The 16591-nt window shown below is 60.5% G+C and carries 14 protein-coding genes; 10 read left to right on the top strand and 4 right to left on the bottom strand.

The features are described 5' to 3' along the window. The first annotated feature begins 110 nt into the window (after window positions 1-110). Window positions 111-1013 carry a DMT family transporter gene (locus tag ACU688_RS25470; protein WP_448186857.1) on the top strand — a complete coding sequence of 301 codons (903 nt, stop codon included), beginning with the start codon at window positions 111-113 and terminating at the stop codon, window positions 1011-1013. A 124-nt stretch (window positions 1014-1137) separates the two neighbouring features. Here the strand turns inward: ACU688_RS25470 and norR are convergent, their stop codons facing one another. Further along, the gene (gene norR / locus ACU688_RS25475) at window positions 1138-2661 is read right to left on the bottom strand and encodes a nitric oxide reductase transcriptional regulator NorR (protein WP_448186858.1); all 1524 of its coding nucleotides are present in this window, start codon (window positions 2659-2661) and stop codon (window positions 1138-1140) included. A gap of 147 nt (window positions 2662-2808) precedes the next feature. Between norR and hmpA the strand changes: the two genes are divergently transcribed. The 8 genes from hmpA (at window position 2809) to ptaA (ending at window position 11586) form a co-directional block, all read left to right on the top strand. Further along, complete coding sequence (gene hmpA / locus ACU688_RS25480) at window positions 2809-3990, top strand: NO-inducible flavohemoprotein (protein ID WP_448186859.1); 1182 nt, start codon at window positions 2809-2811, stop codon at window positions 3988-3990. A 224-nt stretch (window positions 3991-4214) separates the two neighbouring features. Continuing rightward, complete coding sequence (locus ACU688_RS25485; RefSeq protein ID WP_017734789.1) at window positions 4215-4721, top strand: disulfide bond formation protein B; 507 nt, start codon at window positions 4215-4217, stop codon at window positions 4719-4721. 791 nt (window positions 4722-5512) lie between these two features. Next, complete coding sequence (gene cyoA, locus ACU688_RS25490; protein WP_026136523.1) at window positions 5513-6454, top strand: ubiquinol oxidase subunit II; 942 nt, start codon at window positions 5513-5515, stop codon at window positions 6452-6454. A gap of 3 nt (window positions 6455-6457) precedes the next feature. Continuing rightward, on the top strand, window positions 6458-8476 hold the full coding sequence (gene cyoB, locus ACU688_RS25495) for a cytochrome o ubiquinol oxidase subunit I (RefSeq protein ID WP_207041620.1): 2019 nt from the start codon (window positions 6458-6460) through the stop codon (window positions 8474-8476). Window positions 8477-8479: 3 nt separating this feature from the next. Then, on the top strand, window positions 8480-9106 hold the full coding sequence (locus ACU688_RS25500) for a cytochrome o ubiquinol oxidase subunit III (protein WP_017734786.1): 627 nt from the start codon (window positions 8480-8482) through the stop codon (window positions 9104-9106). Beyond that, entirely contained in the window at window positions 9106-9447 is a 342-nt protein-coding gene (cyoD, locus tag ACU688_RS25505; protein ID WP_017734785.1) for a cytochrome o ubiquinol oxidase subunit IV, read from the top strand. The genes ACU688_RS25500 and cyoD overlap by 1 nt, the downstream gene beginning before the upstream one ends. 11 nt (window positions 9448-9458) lie before the next feature. Next, a complete protein-coding gene (gene cyoE, locus ACU688_RS25510; protein WP_003194050.1) occupies window positions 9459-10346 on the top strand; it encodes a heme o synthase in 888 nt (295 codons plus the stop codon). Between the two features lie 145 nt (window positions 10347-10491). Next, on the top strand, window positions 10492-11586 hold the full coding sequence (ptaA, locus tag ACU688_RS25515) for a pyoverdine biosynthesis transaminase PtaA (protein WP_448186860.1): 1095 nt from the start codon (window positions 10492-10494) through the stop codon (window positions 11584-11586). Window positions 11587-11694: 108 nt separating this feature from the next. On the opposite strand, the gene ACU688_RS25520 is transcribed toward ptaA, so the two are convergent. Then, on the bottom strand, window positions 11695-12399 hold the full coding sequence (locus ACU688_RS25520) for a hypothetical protein (RefSeq protein ID WP_448186861.1): 705 nt from the start codon (window positions 12397-12399) through the stop codon (window positions 11695-11697). A gap of 71 nt (window positions 12400-12470) precedes the next feature. Continuing rightward, a complete protein-coding gene (locus ACU688_RS25525; protein ID WP_448186862.1) occupies window positions 12471-12974 on the bottom strand; it encodes a DUF6622 family protein in 504 nt (167 codons plus the stop codon). 201 nt (window positions 12975-13175) lie between these two features. Here ACU688_RS25525 and ACU688_RS25530 point away from each other — a divergent pair, with 201 nt between their 5' ends. After that, the gene (locus ACU688_RS25530) at window positions 13176-15200 is read left to right on the top strand and encodes a c-type cytochrome (protein ID WP_448186863.1); all 2025 of its coding nucleotides are present in this window, start codon (window positions 13176-13178) and stop codon (window positions 15198-15200) included. Here the strand turns inward: ACU688_RS25530 and ACU688_RS25535 are convergent. Continuing rightward, entirely contained in the window at window positions 15197-16447 is a 1251-nt protein-coding gene (locus ACU688_RS25535; protein WP_448186864.1) for a 2-aminoadipate transaminase, read from the bottom strand. The genes ACU688_RS25530 and ACU688_RS25535 overlap by 4 nt on opposite strands. Between the last annotated feature and the right edge of the window lie 144 nt (window positions 16448-16591).

Genomic DNA, 16591 nt, shown 5'->3' on the forward strand with positions numbered 1-16591 from the left:
TACTCCGCGGCGCTGGCGCTGTGATCCCGCCGGCCGACAAAAGCGCAAGAATCTGCAAGAGGCTTGCCCGGGTTGGGGGCGACACTGAGGCTCAATCGATGGAGCCCGCTATGAACCTTTCCCTGTATTTACTCACCGTGCTGATCTGGGGCACCACCTGGATTGCCCTCAAATGGCAGTTGGGCGTGGTGGCGATTCCGGTGTCCATCGTCTATCGCTTCGGCCTTGCCGCGCTGGTGCTGTTTGCGCTGTTGCTGCTCAGCCGCAAGTTGCAGGTGATGAACCGGCGTGGGCACTTGATCTGCCTGGCCCAGGGCTTGTGCCTGTTCTGCGTGAACTTCATGTGCTTTTTGACCGCCAGCCAGTGGATCCCCAGCGGCCTGGTGGCGGTGGTGTTTTCCACGGCGACCTTGTGGAACGCGCTGAACGCCCGGGTGTTTTTCGGCCAGCGGGTGGCGCGCAATGTGTTGATGGGCGGCGGTCTGGGTCTGGCCGGTTTGGGCTTTTTGTTCTGGCCGGAACTGGTCGGGCACACCGCCAGTCCGCAGACCTTGCTGGGCTTGGGGTTGGCGCTGCTGGGAACCATGTGTTTCTCGGCGGGCAATATGTTGTCCAGCCTGCAACAGAAAGCCGGGCTCAAGCCGCTGACCACCAACGCCTGGGGCATGGCCTATGGTTCGGCGATGTTGGCGACCTATTGCGCGGTGCGCGGGATTCCCTTCGAGATGGACTGGAGCGCGCGGTATATCGGCGCATTGTGGTACCTGGTGATTCCGGGCTCGGTGATCGGGTTTACTGCGTACCTGACTTTGGTCGGGCGCATGGGGCCGGAGCGTGCGGCGTATTGCACGGTGTTGTTCCCGGTGGTGGCGTTGAATGTGTCGGCGTTTGCCGAGGGCTACCAATGGACCGGGCCGGCGCTGGTAGGGTTGGTATTGGTGATGTTGGGGAATGTGTTGGTGTTCAGAAAGCCCAAGCCCGTTACCCCCATTCTCAAGGCGCAGCAAATCTAATGTGGGAGCTGGCTTGCCTGCGATGGCGGTGTGTCAGCCAGCACATGTGGCATTGATCCACCGCTATCGCAGGCAAGCCAGCTCCCACACAAACCAGCTCCCACATTTGACCGAGTTGGCCTGCCTATTTGAGGCCAAGGCGCTTGGCCATGCGCCCGAGGTTGGCGCGGTCGAGTCCGAGTTCGCGCGCCGCACTGGCCCAGTTGTGCTGGTGGCGCTCCAGGCAGGCGCTGATGATCTGGCGCTGATAGTGCTCGGTGGCCTGGCGCAGGTCGCCGGTGACGACGGGGATCTCGTCGGCCGGGGCTTCAATGGCGGGCGCGGTGACGTCGGGCAAGTCCAGGTCTTGGGCGCTGAGGCTGAGAATCTTCGGCCGCTCGCGACAGTTGCCCAGGGCTTTCAGCGCGCTGCGGCCGATCAAGTGTTCCAACTCGCGCACATTGCCCGGCCAGTTGTAGGCCAGCAGCGCCGCCTGCGCATCGCTGGTCAGGCGCAGGCTGCCCAGGCCCATGCGGGAGCGGTTCTGTTCGAGGAAGAAACCGGCCAGCAGCAACACATCCCGCCCGCGTTCGCACAGGGCCGGGACTTGCAGCGGGTACACGCTGAGGCGGTGGTAGAAGTCGGCGCGGTAGCGGCCATTGCGCACTTCTTCGGCGAGGTCGCGGTTGGTGGCAGCGATCAGGCGCACGTCCACGTGATGCTCCTTGTCCGAACCCAGGCGTTGCAACTGGCCGCTTTGCAGCACGCGCAGCAGCTTGGCCTGCACGGTCAGGGACAGTTCACCCACCTCATCCAGGAACAGCGTGCCGCCATTGGCCAATTCGAACTTACCGCGCCGCTCGTTCAGCGCTCCGGTAAAGGCGCCGCGCACATGGCCGAACAGCTCGCTTTCCACCAGGGTTTCCGGCAGGGCCGCGCAGTTGAGGCTGATCAGCGGTTTGTCCGCGCGGGGTGAGGCGGCGTGGATCGCCTGGGCGACCAACTCCTTGCCCACTCCGGTTTCGCCAGTGATCAGCACGGTAAGGTCGCTGCCGCCCACCAGCTTGATCTCCTCCACCAGGCGCTTGTGGGGTTTGCTCTGGCCGATCATTTCCTTGTGCTGCTGGCCGCTGGCCTCGCGGTAGATTTCGGCGCGCAGGGTCAGGCGCTCGATCCGTTCGGCGACGTTGACGGTGGCGGCGGCGAGGCTGGCGAAGGCTTGCAGGGCGTCCAGTTCGACCCGTTCGAAGCGCTCGGTGTCGAGGGCGTCGAGGGTCAGCAGGCCCCAGGGCTTGTCGTCGACAAACAGCGGGCAGCCCATGCAGTCGTGCACCTCCAACTGCCCATGCAGGCCGGCGACCAGGCCGTCGTAGGGGTCGGGCAATTCGCTGTCACTGTCAAAGCGCGTCGGCCCGGGGCTGCTCAACAGCACCTCAAAGCGTGGGTGCTCGCTGACTTTGAAACGCCGGCCAAGGGTGTCGGGGCTCAAACCGTCCACCGCCAGCGGCACCAGCCACTCACCGTCCAGGCGCAACAGCGCGGCGGCATCGCAGGGCAGCAGGGCGCGCATGGCTTGCAACAAGCGGCGATAGCGCTCGCCTTCAGGCAGTTCGCGGGACAGGTCGGCGACCAGGGGCAGCAGGGTGGTGAGCAGCGATTGCGCAGTCATAATGACTCCTTGTAGTCCTTATGACTATAAGGTGTAGGAAGTCATACTGACTACAATTTATTCAAGTCATTGAAATATAAGGGTTTATAAGTTGGCACGAATACTGAGTAAGTAAAGGCAATCAGTTAAAAGACCCAGGAGTCTGCCATGCTTAGTGCCCAAGACCGTGCCATCGTCAAATCCACTGTGCCCCTGCTGGAAAGCGGCGGCGAAGCGCTGATCACCCATTTCTACCGCATGATGCTGTCCGAGTACCCCGAAGTGCGCCCGCTGTTCAACCAGGCCCATCAGGCCAGCGGCGACCAGCCTCGCGCCTTGGCCAATGGCGTGCTGATGTATGCGCGGCATATCGATCAGCTGGATCAGTTGGGCGACTTGGTGGCGAAGATCATCAACAAGCACGTGGCCTTGCAGATCCTGCCGGAGCATTACCCGATCGTCGGCGCGTGCCTGCTGCGCGCCATTTCCGAAGTGCTGGGCAGCGAGATTGCCACCCCTGAAGTGATGAGTGCCTGGGGCGCGGCTTATGGCCAGTTGGCGGATATCCTGATCGGTGCCGAAGCAGCCATCTACGACGAGAAAGCCCAGGCCCCCGGGGGCTGGCGCGGTGCGCGGGCGTTCACGCTGGTCAAGCGCGTGGAGGAGAGTGCCGAGATCATTTCCTTCTACTTTGCGCCGGTGGATAACGGCCCGATCCTCGCGGCGGCGCCGGGTCAGTACATCGGCATGAAGCTGGTGCTGGATGGCGAGGAAGTGCGTCGCAACTATTCCCTGTCGGCCTTGAGCGATGCCGGGCAGTACCGCATCAGCGTCAAGCGCGAGGCGGGTGGGCGGGTGTCCAACTACCTGCATGATCAAGTGCCGGTCGGTGCGACCATCGACCTGTTCCCGCCGTCGGGGGAGTTCACCTTGACCGCTGGCGACAAACCGCTGGTGCTGATCAGCGGTGGGGTGGGCATCACGCCAACCTTGCCGATGCTTGAAGCGGCGCTGGCGAGCGGGCGGCCGGTGCACTTTATCCACTGTGCGCGTAACGGCGGGGTGCATGCGTTCCGCGATTGGGTGGATGCCTTGGCGGCCAAGCACCCGCAGCTGCAGCGCTTTTATTGCTATGCCGAGGACGATGGCGTGAGCCCGGCGGCGGATAAGGTTGGGCTGTTGAGCCAGGAACAATTGGCTGAGTGGTTGCCCGAACAGCGCGACATCGATGCCTACTTCCTCGGCCCTAAAGGCTTCATGGGCGCGATCAAGCGCCACCTCAAGGCGTTGGGTGTGCCAGAGAAGCAAAGCCGGTATGAATTTTTCGGTCCGGCTGCTGCCCTGGAATAAATACACCTATCTTGTGGCGAGGGAGCTTGCTCCCGCTGGAGTGCGAAGCACTCCCTAGATCTTGGGGCCGCTACGCAGCCCAGCGGGAGCAAGCTCCCTCGCCACAGTCCTACTACAACATTTCCCCAGATTAATCTCCTGTTAACCCCCCTCTGTTTAAACCATGGCCTGTGTGTAAACTTGCCGCCATTGGCAAACCCATAATCAGTCAAAGGGAAACGGGGATGAGTGACGAATTGCGTTTAGGCAGGGAGCGGCGCTTTCTGGTGTTGCTGGGCATCATCTGCCTGGCGCTGATCGGCGGTGCGCTTTATATGCAGGTGGTGCTGGGCGAGGCACCGTGCCCGCTGTGCATCCTGCAACGCTACGCGCTGCTGCTGATCGCGATCTTCGCCTTCATCGGCGCGGCGATGCGTCGTAAAGGGGCGGTCACCCTGTTCGAAGGCCTGGTGGTGCTCAGCGCCCTCGGCGGCGTGGCGGCAGCCGGCCATCATGTGTACACCCAGTTCTTCCCCCAGGTCAGTTGCGGCATTGATGTGCTGCAACCGATCGTCGACGACCTGCCCCTGGCCAAAGTGTTCCCCCTGGGCTTCCAGGTCGATGGTTTCTGCAGCACGCCGTATCCACCGGTGCTGGGCCTGTCCCTGGCGCAATGGGCGCTGGTGGCGTTTGTGCTGACCGTGATCCTGGTGCCCCTGGGCATTTACCGTAACCGTCAACGCCAGGCCTGAACCCATCGGCAAAACGCCCCGGTCTTCCTGAGGGAAGGCCGGGGCGTTTTTGTTTGTAGGGTTTTGTGAAGGGAGCGTGACGCCGGACAATTACGGGTGCGCGCAGCGTGCGACATGTTGTCACACGGAAGCTGCCGCAGGACGTTTCCCGCTCGCGGATTGCCCCATTAAATTTGCCTAAAACGCGCAATTTGTGCTGTCAGTTCGTGGTTTGGGCAGGGGTGTGCAGCTCACGCCGTCCGAGCCTTTGCGTGATGTCCGAATGCCTTGTTTTATGGGGACTTTGCTGCGTTTTGCATGCCCTTACAGAGCGTAAGGGCTGTGGTGGATTACGCAATAACACGGCAATTTTTGTGGTTTTTGTTGAGAATCGAACACGATAAGATCGCGAACCTTTGCGGTTTTGGTGAAGGATTGTTGCTGGAATCGATAAAAATTATTTCTTTATAAGACATGGTTTATACATCGCTAGCTAACTACAATCGCCCGCACTGAATGTCCGGTGCTGTTCAATATTTGAGCACTGGAGCGGTCGAGGGGCAGATGGATGGCTCTGTGCGACCCCAAGGTTCCGGCAGCCTTTCAACTATCCGCACCAAATGGAATTGGTCTGTAACAAGGCCTTTAACCACGAAATCGAATAAGAACTCACCGCAGGTCCGTGAAACGCGCCGTTATGGCGTGATGGGCAGGCTCTTATTCAATCGAAGAGAAATGCCAACCCTTGGCAGGGTGAAGTGTTGGCGATCAAAACCCAACTGCATTGCGCAAGCTGCTTTAGAGGTCGTGAGATGAGTAAAAACAGGTACCCCCGATTACTAGGCTTTTTGCCGCTGATTGGCATGCTGTTAATGCTGGGAGGCTGCAAGTGGACCTTGATGGACCCAAAAGGACAGATCGGTCTGGATCAACGAAACCTGATCATCACCGCTACCCTGCTGATGCTGCTGGTCGTGGTCCCTGTGATCATCATGACCTTCGCCTTCGCCTGGAAATACCGCGCGTCGAACACCAGCGCGACCTACGCGCCGAAGTGGTCGCACTCCACCAAGATTGAAATCGCGGTGTGGCTGGTTCCGGTCCTCATCATCATCGCCCTGGGTTACATCACCTATAAGTCGACCCACGAGCTGGACCCGTACCGTCCGCTGGTCTCCGACGTCAAGCCGATCAACATCGAAGTGGTCGCGCTGGACTGGAAGTGGCTGTTCATCTACCCGGACCTGGGTATCGCCACCGTCAACGAGATCCAGTTCCCGGAGAACACCCCGCTTAACTTCCGGATCACCTCCGACGCCGTGATGAACTCGTTCTTCATCCCAGCCCTGGGCGGTCAGATCTACGCGATGGCAGGCATGCAGACTCGCCTGCACCTGATCGCCAACGAAAAAGCTGTAATGGAAGGCATCTCCGCGAACTACAGCGGCGCTGGCTTCACCGGCATGAAATTCAAAGCGATCTCGACAAGCCAGGAAGATTTCAACGCCTGGGTAGCCGAAGTCAAGGCCGCACCTAAACAGCTTGATCAAGCTGAATACGACGCCCTGACCAAACCAAGCCAGAACAACCCAGTCGCCCTGTACTCCACGTATGAGCCGGACCTCTTTCAGAAAATCGTCGACAAGTACGAAGGTATGAAGCCAGGCAAGCCGGTCAAGCACGAGAAGAAAGAAGTGGCCGCGGTTGAAGGTTCTGACACGGGCTCGCATTCAACTGCTGGGGCAGAGGAGTAAACGATGTTTGGTAAATTAAGTTGGGATGCGATCCCGTTCCACGAGCCGATTGTGATGATTACCATCGCCATGATCGCGCTGGGTGGTCTGGGGCTGTTTGCGGCAATCACTTATTTCAAGAAGTGGACCTACCTGTGGACCGAGTGGCTGACTTCGGTCGACCACAAGAAAATCGGTGTCATGTACATCATCGTGGCCATGGTCATGCTGCTGCGCGGCTTTGCCGACGCCATCATGATGCGTACCCAGCTGGCCATGGCCACCGAGGGTTCGCCTGGCTACCTGCCACCTGAGCACTATGACCAGATCTTCACCGCCCACGGTGTGATCATGATCATCTTCATGGCGATGCCATTCTTCACCGGCCTGATGAACCTTGCAGTGCCGCTGCAGATCGGCGCGCGTGACGTTGCCTACCCGTTCCTGAACTCCCTGAGCTTCTGGCTGCTGGTTTCCGGCGTGGTGCTGATCAACGTATCCCTGGGCGTCGGCGAATTCGCCAAGACCGGTTGGGTTGCGTATCCGCCATTGTCGGGCCTGCAATACAGCCCTGGCGTGGGTGTGGACTACTACATCTGGGCCCTACAGTTATCAGGACTCGGGACGACGCTGACGGGGGTCAACTTCTTGGCCACCGTGCTGAAAATGCGCGCCCCTGGCATGAAACTGATGGACATGCCGATCTTCACCTGGACCTGCACCTGGGCCAACGTCCTGATCGTGGCTTCGTTCCCGATCCTGGCCGCTACCATGGCGCTGCTGTCGCTTGACCGTTACCTGGATTTCCACATTTTCACCAATGAACTTGGTGGCAATCCAATGATGTACGTGAACCTGTTCTGGGCATGGGGTCACCCTGAGGTGTACATCCTGATCCTGCCAGCGTTCGGTATCTTCTCCGAAGTGATCTCGACCTTTACCGGCAAGCGCCTGTTCGGTCACCACTCGATGGTTTACGCATCGGGCGCAATCTCTGTACTGGGCTTCATGGTTTGGCTGCACCACTTCTTCACCATGGGTTCGGGGGCCAGCGTCAACGCCTTCTTCGGCCTGGCGACGATGCTGATTTCCATCCCGACGGGGGTGAAGCTATTCAACTGGCTGTTCACCATCTACCACGGTCGTCTGCGTATGACGAGCCAGGTTCTGTGGACCCTGGGCTTCATGGTGACCTTCGCCATCGGCGGCATGACTGGCGTACTGCTGGCCATCCCGGGTGCTGACTTCGTCCTGCACAACAGCCTGTTCGTGATCGCGCACTTCCATAACGTGATCATCGGTGGTGCGGTATTCGGTTACATCGCTGGTTTCAGCTTCTACTTCCCGAAAGCGTTCGGCTTCAAGCTGCACGAAGGCTGGGGCAAGGCTGCATTCTGGTTCTGGATCTCGGGCTTCTTCGTCGCGTTCATGCCGCTCTATGCACTGGGCTTCATGGGCATGACCCGTCGTCTGAACGCCACTACCAACCCTGAGTGGGTGCCGTACCTGTACGTCGCCATGTTCGGTGCGGTGATGATCGCTGTGGGTATCGCCTGCCAGCTGATCCAGCTGTACGTGAGTATCCGTGACCGTAAGCAGAACGCTTGCGACTCCGGCGACCCATGGAATGGCCACACCCTGGAATGGTCGACCTCGTCGCCACCGCCGTTCTACAACTTCGCCGTGATCCCGACTGCGAACACCATTGATGCGTTCACCGAAGCCAAGGAAGACGGTACTGCGTACCAGAAGCCGGCCAAGTACGAACCGATCCACATGCCAAGCAACACCGCCACTGGCGTGGTGATGGGTGCGCTGTTGACCGTGTTCGGTTTCGCGATGATCTGGCACATCTGGTGGCTGGCAATCGCGAGCCTGGTTGGCACTATCGGTTACTTCATCGTTCACGCTGCCCGTGACGATCAAGGCTACATGGTGCCGGTCGAAGAGATCGAACGCATCGAAGCCGAGCAGCACGCTCGCCTGGTAGCCGAGAAGAAGATCCCGGCCAACCGTGTTGAAACCTCGTTGGAACAGGCTTAAACCATGTCGAACTTAGTGACCAATGCTGGACACGCCCATGTCGATGACCATGGGCACGATGACCATCACCACGACTCGGGGCCGATGACCGTTTTCGGTTTCTGGCTCTACCTGATGACCGACTGCATCTTGTTTGCGTCGATCTTCGCGGTGTACGCGGTACTGGTAAACAACGTAGCGGGTGGCCCGTCGGGCCACGACATCTTCGAACTGCCTTACGTGCTCGGCGAAACCGCCTTGCTGTTGTTCAGTTCGATCACCTACGGCTTCGCCATGTTGGCCTTCTACAAGGGCAACAAGAAGGGCGTACTGAGCTGGTTGGGCCTGACCTTCCTGTTCGGCCTGGGCTTCATCGGCATGGAGATCAACGAGTTCCACCTGCTGATCTCCGAAGGCTACGGCCCGCACCGTAGTGGCTTCCTGTCCGCGTTCTTCACGCTGGTAGGCACCCACGGTCTGCACGTAACAGCCGGCCTGCTGTGGATGGCGGTGATGATGTATCAGGTCAATAAACACGGCCTGACCAACACCAACAAGACTCGCCTGAGCTGCCTGAGCCTGTTCTGGCACTTCCTGGACGTGGTCTGGATCTGCGTCTTCACCGTTGTTTACCTGATGGGGACTCTGTAATGGCTAATGCACACTCCCATGATCATGACAGCCATGATTCGAGCCACGGCAGCGTTAAGTCGTACGCCATCGGCTTCATCCTGTCGGTAATCCTGACGCTCATCCCGTTTGGTCTGGTGATGTACCCGACCCTGCCGAAATCGATCACCTTGATGATCGTGCTGGCATTCGCGGTGATTCAGGTTCTGGTTCACCTGGTGTACTTCCTGCACCTGGATCGTTCCAAAGAGCAGCGCGATAACGTGATTGCGTTCGTGTTCGCAGGGTTGGTAATCCTGCTGCTGGTTGGCCTGTCGATATGGATCATGTTCAGCATCCATACGTTCATGATGGCGAAGTGAGGTAAAACCCGATGTCGCTTAAGCACTTTATCCAAATCACCAAACCGGGGATCATTTTCGGTAACGTGCTTTCTGTGGCGGGCGGTTTCTTCCTGGCCTCCAAGGGACATGTCGATCTGGCCATTTTCCTGGCTGCGATGATCGGTACGTCCCTGGTGGTTGCTTCCGGTTGCGTGTTCAACAACTGCATCGACCGTGACATCGATATCAAGATGGAGCGCACCAAGAATCGTGTGCTGGTCCAGGGCCTCATCTCCCTGAAACTGGCACTGATCTATGCGACCGTCCTCGGTGTTGCCGGTGTGGCGTTGTTGTACAAGGTGGCCAATCCGCTGGCGGCGCTGTTTGCCGTGATCGGTTTTGTCATCTACGTCGGTCTCTACAGCCTGTACCTCAAGCGCAAGTCCGTTCACGGCACGCTGGTGGGGAGTCTGTCGGGGGCGATGCCGCCGGTGATTGGTTATGTGGCTGTAACCAATAGCTTCGACATGGCCGCGCTGACGCTACTGGTGATGTTCAGCCTGTGGCAGATGCCGCACTCCTACGCCATTGCGATCTTCCGCTTCAATGACTACCTGGCTGCGTCGATTCCGGTTCTGCCGGTCAAGCGTGGCATCCAGGTGGCCAAGAAACACATCCTGCTGTACATCCTGGCCTTCCTCGTGGCGACCTTGATGTTGACCTTCAGTGGCTACGCCGGCATGAGCTACCTCGCCGTCGCCGCCGCGATGGGCATGTACTGGTTGTACATGGCCTGGACCGGCTACAAGGCGGTGGATGACACCGTCTGGGCGCGCAAGCTGTTCGTGTTCTCGATCTTCACCATCACCGCGCTCAGCGTGATGATGTCCCTGGATTTCCAAGTGCCGAAAGAGCTGTTGCTGACCTACGCTCACTGAGTGGACACGCAGTGAAAGAGCCCCGCCTTCGACAGAAGCGCGGGGCTTTTTCTTGGGCGCGCGGTTAAATCGGACTACGCTTTTCTCGTCATACCCCTCTGTATGAGTTGTGCGAATCCATCCCCGCCTTACAAGGAGTTACCCCATGGTCAGCGTTAGTCGTCGGTCCCTTCTCGCCGTGGGCGCTGCCCTGCCATTGTTGGGGCGCCTGGATTGGGCGGTGGCCAGCCCCAAGCCCGGCAAGGCGGACAAGGTGCGGCTCAACTACAACGAAAGCCCCTACGGCCCTTCAGGCGCTGCGCGTGAGGCGATGCAGAGAGGCATTGCCACGGCCGGGTTGTATCCCTATGGCCACATGTACGCGCTGGCCGGGCTGTTTGCCCAGCAGCAAGGGATCGCCGAGGATCAGGTGGCGGTGTTTGCAGGCTCCATGGCGGCGTTGCGCTTTGCGGTGCTGGCGTTCACCAGCGAAAGCCGTGGCCTGGTGATGGTCACGCCGTCCTATGAGGTTCCACGCCAGGCGGCTGAATCGCGCAAGTCTCCGGTGAAAGAGGTCGCCCTCAATGCCGAGCACGCCCACGACGTGCCTGCCATGCTCGCCGCCGATCCCCAGGCCGGCATGCTCTACCTGTGCAACCCCAACAATCCTACCGGCACCATGACCCCCACCGAGTCGATTCGCCACGCCTTGGCGAACAAACCCAAGGGCAGCGTGCTGGTGGTGGACGAGGCCTACATCGACTTCTCCGACGCCCCCAGCGTGATCAGTTGGGTCAAGGACCACGACGACCTGCTGGTGTTGCGCACGTTCTCGAAAATCTACGGCATGGCCGGTGCCCGTGTTGGCCTGGCGATCGGCCATCCGGCCTTGTTGGAACAACTGGCGGTGTTCGGTGGCGACAACGTCCCTGCCGGCTCCGCCCTGCTGGGCGCCAAGGCCAGCCTGGAAGACGTCAAGCTGCTGCCCCAGCGCAAGGCGCTCAATGCGCAACTGCGCGACGAGACCGTGGCCTGGCTGAAGGGGCGTGGTTTTACCTGCACCGTGTCCCAGAGCAACTGCTTCATGATCGACGTGAAGCAGCCGGCCGAACAGGTCATCGAGCGCTTGGCGGAGCAGGGCGTGATGGTCGGGCGGGTGTGGAAAAACTGGCCGCAGTGGGTGCGGGTGACAGTGGGGAACAAGCAGGATATGCAGCGGTTTCGGCAGGCGTTTGAGGCGCAGGATGTGCGGGCTGTGTAATCCGCTACAAAAACAGATGTGGGAGCGGGCTTGTGTGGGAGCAGGCAAGCCAGCTCCCACACAAGCGCCAGCTCCCACATTGGGTTCGGCAGTGTTGCGGGCTAAGCGTTATTGCTGCGCGATGCTGTAACCCTCAAACGCACTCTGCTGCTGCAGCGCAGCAATCACCGTCTTGCGGCTCAGTGGCTGCTCGGCGCCGGTGTTGTCCACAAAGCTTTCCACTTCCAGCTCGGCTTCATCGCCTTCACCGACAAAGCTGAAACCGAGGAATTCGAACGCCTCGCGATCAACGTTCAGCTTCGAGCGCGGTGTACGCAATGGCAGGGTGACGCTGATGCCGTCCTTGCTGATCACAAACACTTCGGCTTCTTTCTTTGGACGGGAGGCCTTGCTCTTGCCGGCGCTCGGGTTGCTGATGGCCTGGTGGCTCTGGTTCAGCACTTTCAACGCCAGGCGGTAGACCAGCTCCTGGAACTCGGGGTCGTCCTTGAAGCTGGACAGGATGCGGCTGATGGAGAACTTGCTGCTGAGGTCTTCCAGGGCAATGCTGTCGGCGGCTTCGGCGTCCTTGAGTTGCTTGAGCTGGCCCATCAGGTCGTAGGCTTTGTCATCGTCAAAGGCATCGTGGGCCTGGCGGATGGCCACGCGCAGTTCGCGGATCTGGTCGCTTTCCTTGGAGGTGTGAAACGCGTCCAGCACCATCTCGCTGATGATCTTGGCGGCGGGCACATGCTGTGAAAGATTGATGGCGTTTTCGTATTCAGCTTTGGATTGCAAGGCGACTACGGATTCTTCGTGGTGGGAATCAGACATTGAAATTTCACTACTTCAGTAAACGGGAGACAAAAAAGCGTCGCGCATTTTCAAGGCGTGGGGGGATCAGGTCAAGGCAGCACATTGCCCTCATCGCGGCGCAAGGCGGCAAGCGCCCGCTGCAGCTTGATGGCCCGCCCGCAAAACAGACCTACGGTAAATCCCGAGACCGCGCCGATGGTCGCCAGCATGCCTGGTGTGCTCAGCAACAACGGATGCACCGCCTGTTGGTAGCCGAAGTAATACTTCACCGCGAAGAACAGCTGCGAGATCAGCAGGGTCTTCCAGGTGCCCGCCAGCACCAGGGTTTCGCCATTGGCGTCGAGGCGGGCGCCATTGGCGTTGAACAGCAGCATCCCCACCAGGCTGCCGCCCACGGCGCCGCCGGCCCAGGCGCTGCTCGACAGCAGTGAAGGCGCCAGCGACATCAGCGACCACACTACCAACACCACCGGCAGGATCAGCAGCGAGCGCCGATTCTCGCGCCCGCCCAGGCAGGCCTTGATGCCGTAGTAGCAAATCCACAGGTAAACCGCGTAAACCCAGAGGGGCGTGCCTTGGAGGATGTCGAGCATGGTGCGCTTCCGTGCGAGAGAGGTAAGCGCTGGATAGTCGTTGAGCCCTCGTCCTCTTGTCCATTGTTTTGCCCCTGACCCACATCAAAACCCCCCGCCGGTAAATCCGCTACAACAGCCAGGCCTGATGAATCTATAAAAACGACCACTGACCTGCGCCGAGGGGACCACCCCACGCCAGGTGATTAAAGGACTAACACGATGGCGCTTTCTCTTGCACGCCTGGCCATGCTGGGGGCGACGCTGTGTCTGGCGCTTCCCCTGCACGCCAACCCCGCCGACACCCCGCTGATCGAACACGGCAAGTACGTCGCACAACTGGGCGACTGCATCGCCTGCCACACCGCCAAGCAAGGCCAGGTGATGGCCGGCGGGCTGGAACTGAGTACGCCGATGGGCACGATCTTTTCCAGCAACATCACGCCCGACCGTGAAACCGGCATCGGCAACTACACTTTCGAGCAATTCGACCGGGTCATGCGCGAAGGCGTCACGCCGAGCGGTATGAACCTTTACCCGGCGATGCCGTATCCGTCCTACGCGAAGATGAGCGAGGAGGATATGCGTGCCCTGTACGCCTACCTGATGCAAGGCGTCGAGCCGGTGCAGCAGGCCAACCTCGAAGCGGACATGGGTTTCCCGTTCAACCAGCGCTGGGGCCTGGCGCTGTGGAATTTCGCCTTTGTCGATAAACGACCGTTCGCACCTGACCCGACGCGGGATGAGTCGCTCAACCGTGGCGCGTACCTGGTCCAGGGCCTGGGCCATTGCGGTTCCTGCCACACGCCGCGCGGCATCGCCTTCCAGGAAAAAGCCCTGAGCGATGAAGGCAGCAGCGGCCAGCATTACCTGGCCGGCGAAACCGTTGAACACTGGCGTGCCCTGAGCCTGCGCAACCTGTGGACCGTGGAAGACACCGTGCAATTGCTCAAGACCGGGCAAAACCGCTTTGCCACGGTCGCGGGCAACATGGCCGATGTGATTCACCACAGCACCCAGCACTTCAGCGACGACGACCTCACGGCTATCGCCCGCTACCTGAAATCCCTGCCGCCGGGCAAAGACGATCTGCCGATGCCGTCCGTGGCCCACGCACCTGCTGCGCCGCCGGCGGATCTGTTCACCAGCCGTGGTGGCCTGGGTTACATGCAGTTCTGCAGCGACTGCCATCGCAGCGACGGCGCCGGTGTCAAAGGCCTGTTCCCGCCGCTGGCGGGCAACCCGAGCATTGCTTCCAGCAACCCTACGTCCCTGCTGCATATCACCCTCACCGGTTGGGAAACCGCGCAAACGGCCGCCCATCCACGGGTCTACACCATGCCCGGCTTCGCCCGCCTGGCGGATCAGGAAATCGCCGAGATCCTCAGCTTTGTGCGCACGCGCTGGGGCAACGAGGGCACGCCCATCAGCGCCGCCCAGGTGAAAAAACTGCGCGACCAACTCAACCCGGCCACCACCGATTCATCGGCGTTCGAAACCCCGCGCCTGGCCGATCTGCTCGCCGCGCCCAACGCCGACCAAGTGGTGCGCGGCATGCGCCTGCACTTGCAAACCAAGGCGCTGCTGCCGGAAAACGTCGGCAATGCGCTCAATTGCACCAGTTGCCATCTCAACGCCGGCACCGTGGCGGACGGTTCGCCGTTTGTCGGCGTGTCGGCTTTCTTCCCCAGCTACGCGCCGCGTGCCGGCAAGGTCGTGACCCTGGAAGAGCGCATTAACGGCTGTTTCCGTCGCTCGATGAATGGCAAGCCACTGGCGCCGCAATCGGCGGATATGCAAGCGATGGTTGCCTACTTCGACTGGATGAAAAACAACACCCGCCCCGAAGACAAAGTCGCCGGGCGCGGCGTGGGCAAGGTCGATCCGGCGATCAAGCCGGACTTGGTCAATGGCCAGGCGGTGTACGCCAAGCAATGCGCGGTGTGCCATGGCGACAACGGCCAGGGCCTGGCGCGGGCCGACGGTGAGCTGATCTATCCGCCGCTGTGGGGCGAGCAATCGTTCAACATCGGCGCCGGCATGGCCCGCACGTATACGGCGGCGGCGTTCGTTAAACGCAATATGCCGATTGGCTTCCATGAGAAATTCCCGCTGGGCCAGGGCGGCTTGTCCGACCAGGACGCGGTGGACGTGGCGGCCTACTTCTCGGGGCAACCGCGCCCGGACTTCCCGGACAAGGTCAAAGACTGGCCCAACGGCGGCAAGCCCGTCGATGCCCGCTACTAGGTCAATTGCCGCAGGCACGCCTCAAGGATATCCAGGCCTTCCTCCAGCACCGCGGGCTCAATGGTCAACGGTGCCAGCAAACGGATGATATGCCGCGACTTGCCGCTGGGCATCAGCAGCAAGCCGGCATCCCGCGTCAGGCCCAGCAATTGGGCCAGTTGCTGTGGGGCGGGTGTGCCGTCAGCGTGGGCCAACTCTATGCCGCGCATGGCGCCGACACCGGTCAGGCGGCCCAAGTAGGGTGACAGGCCTTGTGCCCGCCAGCGTGCATAGCGGCTGACGATGGTTTCTTCCTGCTGTGCGCCCCAGGTTTTCAGGTGGGCATCGCTCATCGCGTCCAGGGTGGCCAAGGCCGCCGCGCAGGCGATGGGGTTGCCGGAGTAGGTGCCGCCCAGCCCGCCCTTGGGCAGGTTGTCGAGCAACGCCTGGCGCCCGACCACCGCACCCAACGGCACGCCACCGGCGATGCTTTTGCCGAGCAGGATCAGGTCCGGCTCGATGCCCAGGCGCGAAAAGGCAAAGCGCTGGCCGGTACGGCCAAAGCCCGATTGGATTTCATCGGCAATCAGCAGGATGTTTTTCTCATCGCAAAAGCGCCGCAGGGCTTGGGCGAACTCCCTGTCCAGGGCAAGGAAACCGCCTTCGCCCTGCACCGGTTCGATGATGAAACAGGCCACGTCGTTGACGTCGATTTCCACACTGAACAGGCGGTCCATGGCCTTTAGGGCTTCGGCGCAGGTCACGTCGTTATCGGCACTGGGGTAGGGCAGGTGATACACAGGGCCGGGTAGTACGCCGACCTTTTGCTTGTAGGGCGCCACCTTGCCATTGAGGTTCAGGGTGGCCAGGGTGCGGCCGTGAAAGGCGCCGTCAAACGCGATCACTGCCGTGCGGCCGGTGGCGCCGCGCACGATCTTCAAGGCGTTTTCCGCGGCTTCCGCGCCGCTGTTGGTGAGCATGCCGCTGACCGGGTAGTCCACCGGAATAAACGCGGTGAGGCGTTCCATCAGCTCGATATAAGGCGCGTGGGGCACCGCGTTGAAGGCGTAGTGGGTCAACTTCGTCGCTTGCTCACGAATCGCGTCCACCACGCCGGGGTGGCAATGGCCGAGGTTGAGCACGCCAATGCCACCGACAAAATCGATATAGCGCTTGCCCGTGCTGTCCCAGACCTCGGCGTTCTTGCCGTGGCTGAGGGTGATGGGGTGGACGATGGAAATCGACTGACTGATGGTTGCGCGGCTCATGAATCCTCGACTCGGCGGTGGCGGGCGTCTTTTTATCTAAGCTGCGCGCCGTGCCTTGCCGCAAACGAAATAAAGTCGCCGGGTCATTCCAATTCGGAACGAGTTGTTGCCGAAAGGTCGTTTGTGGCAATGCGCTCAGGGGGT

The sequence above is a fragment of the Pseudomonas acericola (SeqCode) genome (genome assembly GCF_053456465.1).

Bases quoted from the DNA above. Each gene is read 5' to 3' on its own strand.
- ACU688_RS25470 (WP_448186857.1), top strand. From the start codon at position 111: ATGAACCTTTCCCTGTATTTACTCACCGTGCTGATCTGGGGCACCACC.
- norR (WP_448186858.1), bottom strand. From the start codon at position 2,661: ATGACTGCGCAATCGCTGCTCACCACCCTGCTGCCCCTGGTCGCCGAC.
- hmpA (WP_448186859.1), top strand. From the start codon at position 2,809: ATGCTTAGTGCCCAAGACCGTGCCATCGTCAAATCCACTGTGCCCCTG.
- ACU688_RS25485 (WP_017734789.1), top strand. From the start codon at position 4,215: ATGAGTGACGAATTGCGTTTAGGCAGGGAGCGGCGCTTTCTGGTGTTG.
- cyoA (WP_026136523.1), top strand. From the start codon at position 5,513: ATGAGTAAAAACAGGTACCCCCGATTACTAGGCTTTTTGCCGCTGATT.
- cyoB (WP_207041620.1), top strand. From the start codon at position 6,458: ATGTTTGGTAAATTAAGTTGGGATGCGATCCCGTTCCACGAGCCGATT.
- ACU688_RS25500 (WP_017734786.1), top strand. From the start codon at position 8,480: ATGTCGAACTTAGTGACCAATGCTGGACACGCCCATGTCGATGACCAT.
- cyoD (WP_017734785.1), top strand. From the start codon at position 9,106: ATGGCTAATGCACACTCCCATGATCATGACAGCCATGATTCGAGCCAC.
- cyoE (WP_003194050.1), top strand. From the start codon at position 9,459: ATGTCGCTTAAGCACTTTATCCAAATCACCAAACCGGGGATCATTTTC.
- ptaA (WP_448186860.1), top strand. From the start codon at position 10,492: ATGGTCAGCGTTAGTCGTCGGTCCCTTCTCGCCGTGGGCGCTGCCCTG.
- ACU688_RS25520 (WP_448186861.1), bottom strand. From the start codon at position 12,399: ATGTCTGATTCCCACCACGAAGAATCCGTAGTCGCCTTGCAATCCAAA.
- ACU688_RS25525 (WP_448186862.1), bottom strand. From the start codon at position 12,974: ATGCTCGACATCCTCCAAGGCACGCCCCTCTGGGTTTACGCGGTTTAC.
- ACU688_RS25530 (WP_448186863.1), top strand. From the start codon at position 13,176: ATGGCGCTTTCTCTTGCACGCCTGGCCATGCTGGGGGCGACGCTGTGT.
- ACU688_RS25535 (WP_448186864.1), bottom strand. From the start codon at position 16,447: ATGAGCCGCGCAACCATCAGTCAGTCGATTTCCATCGTCCACCCCATC.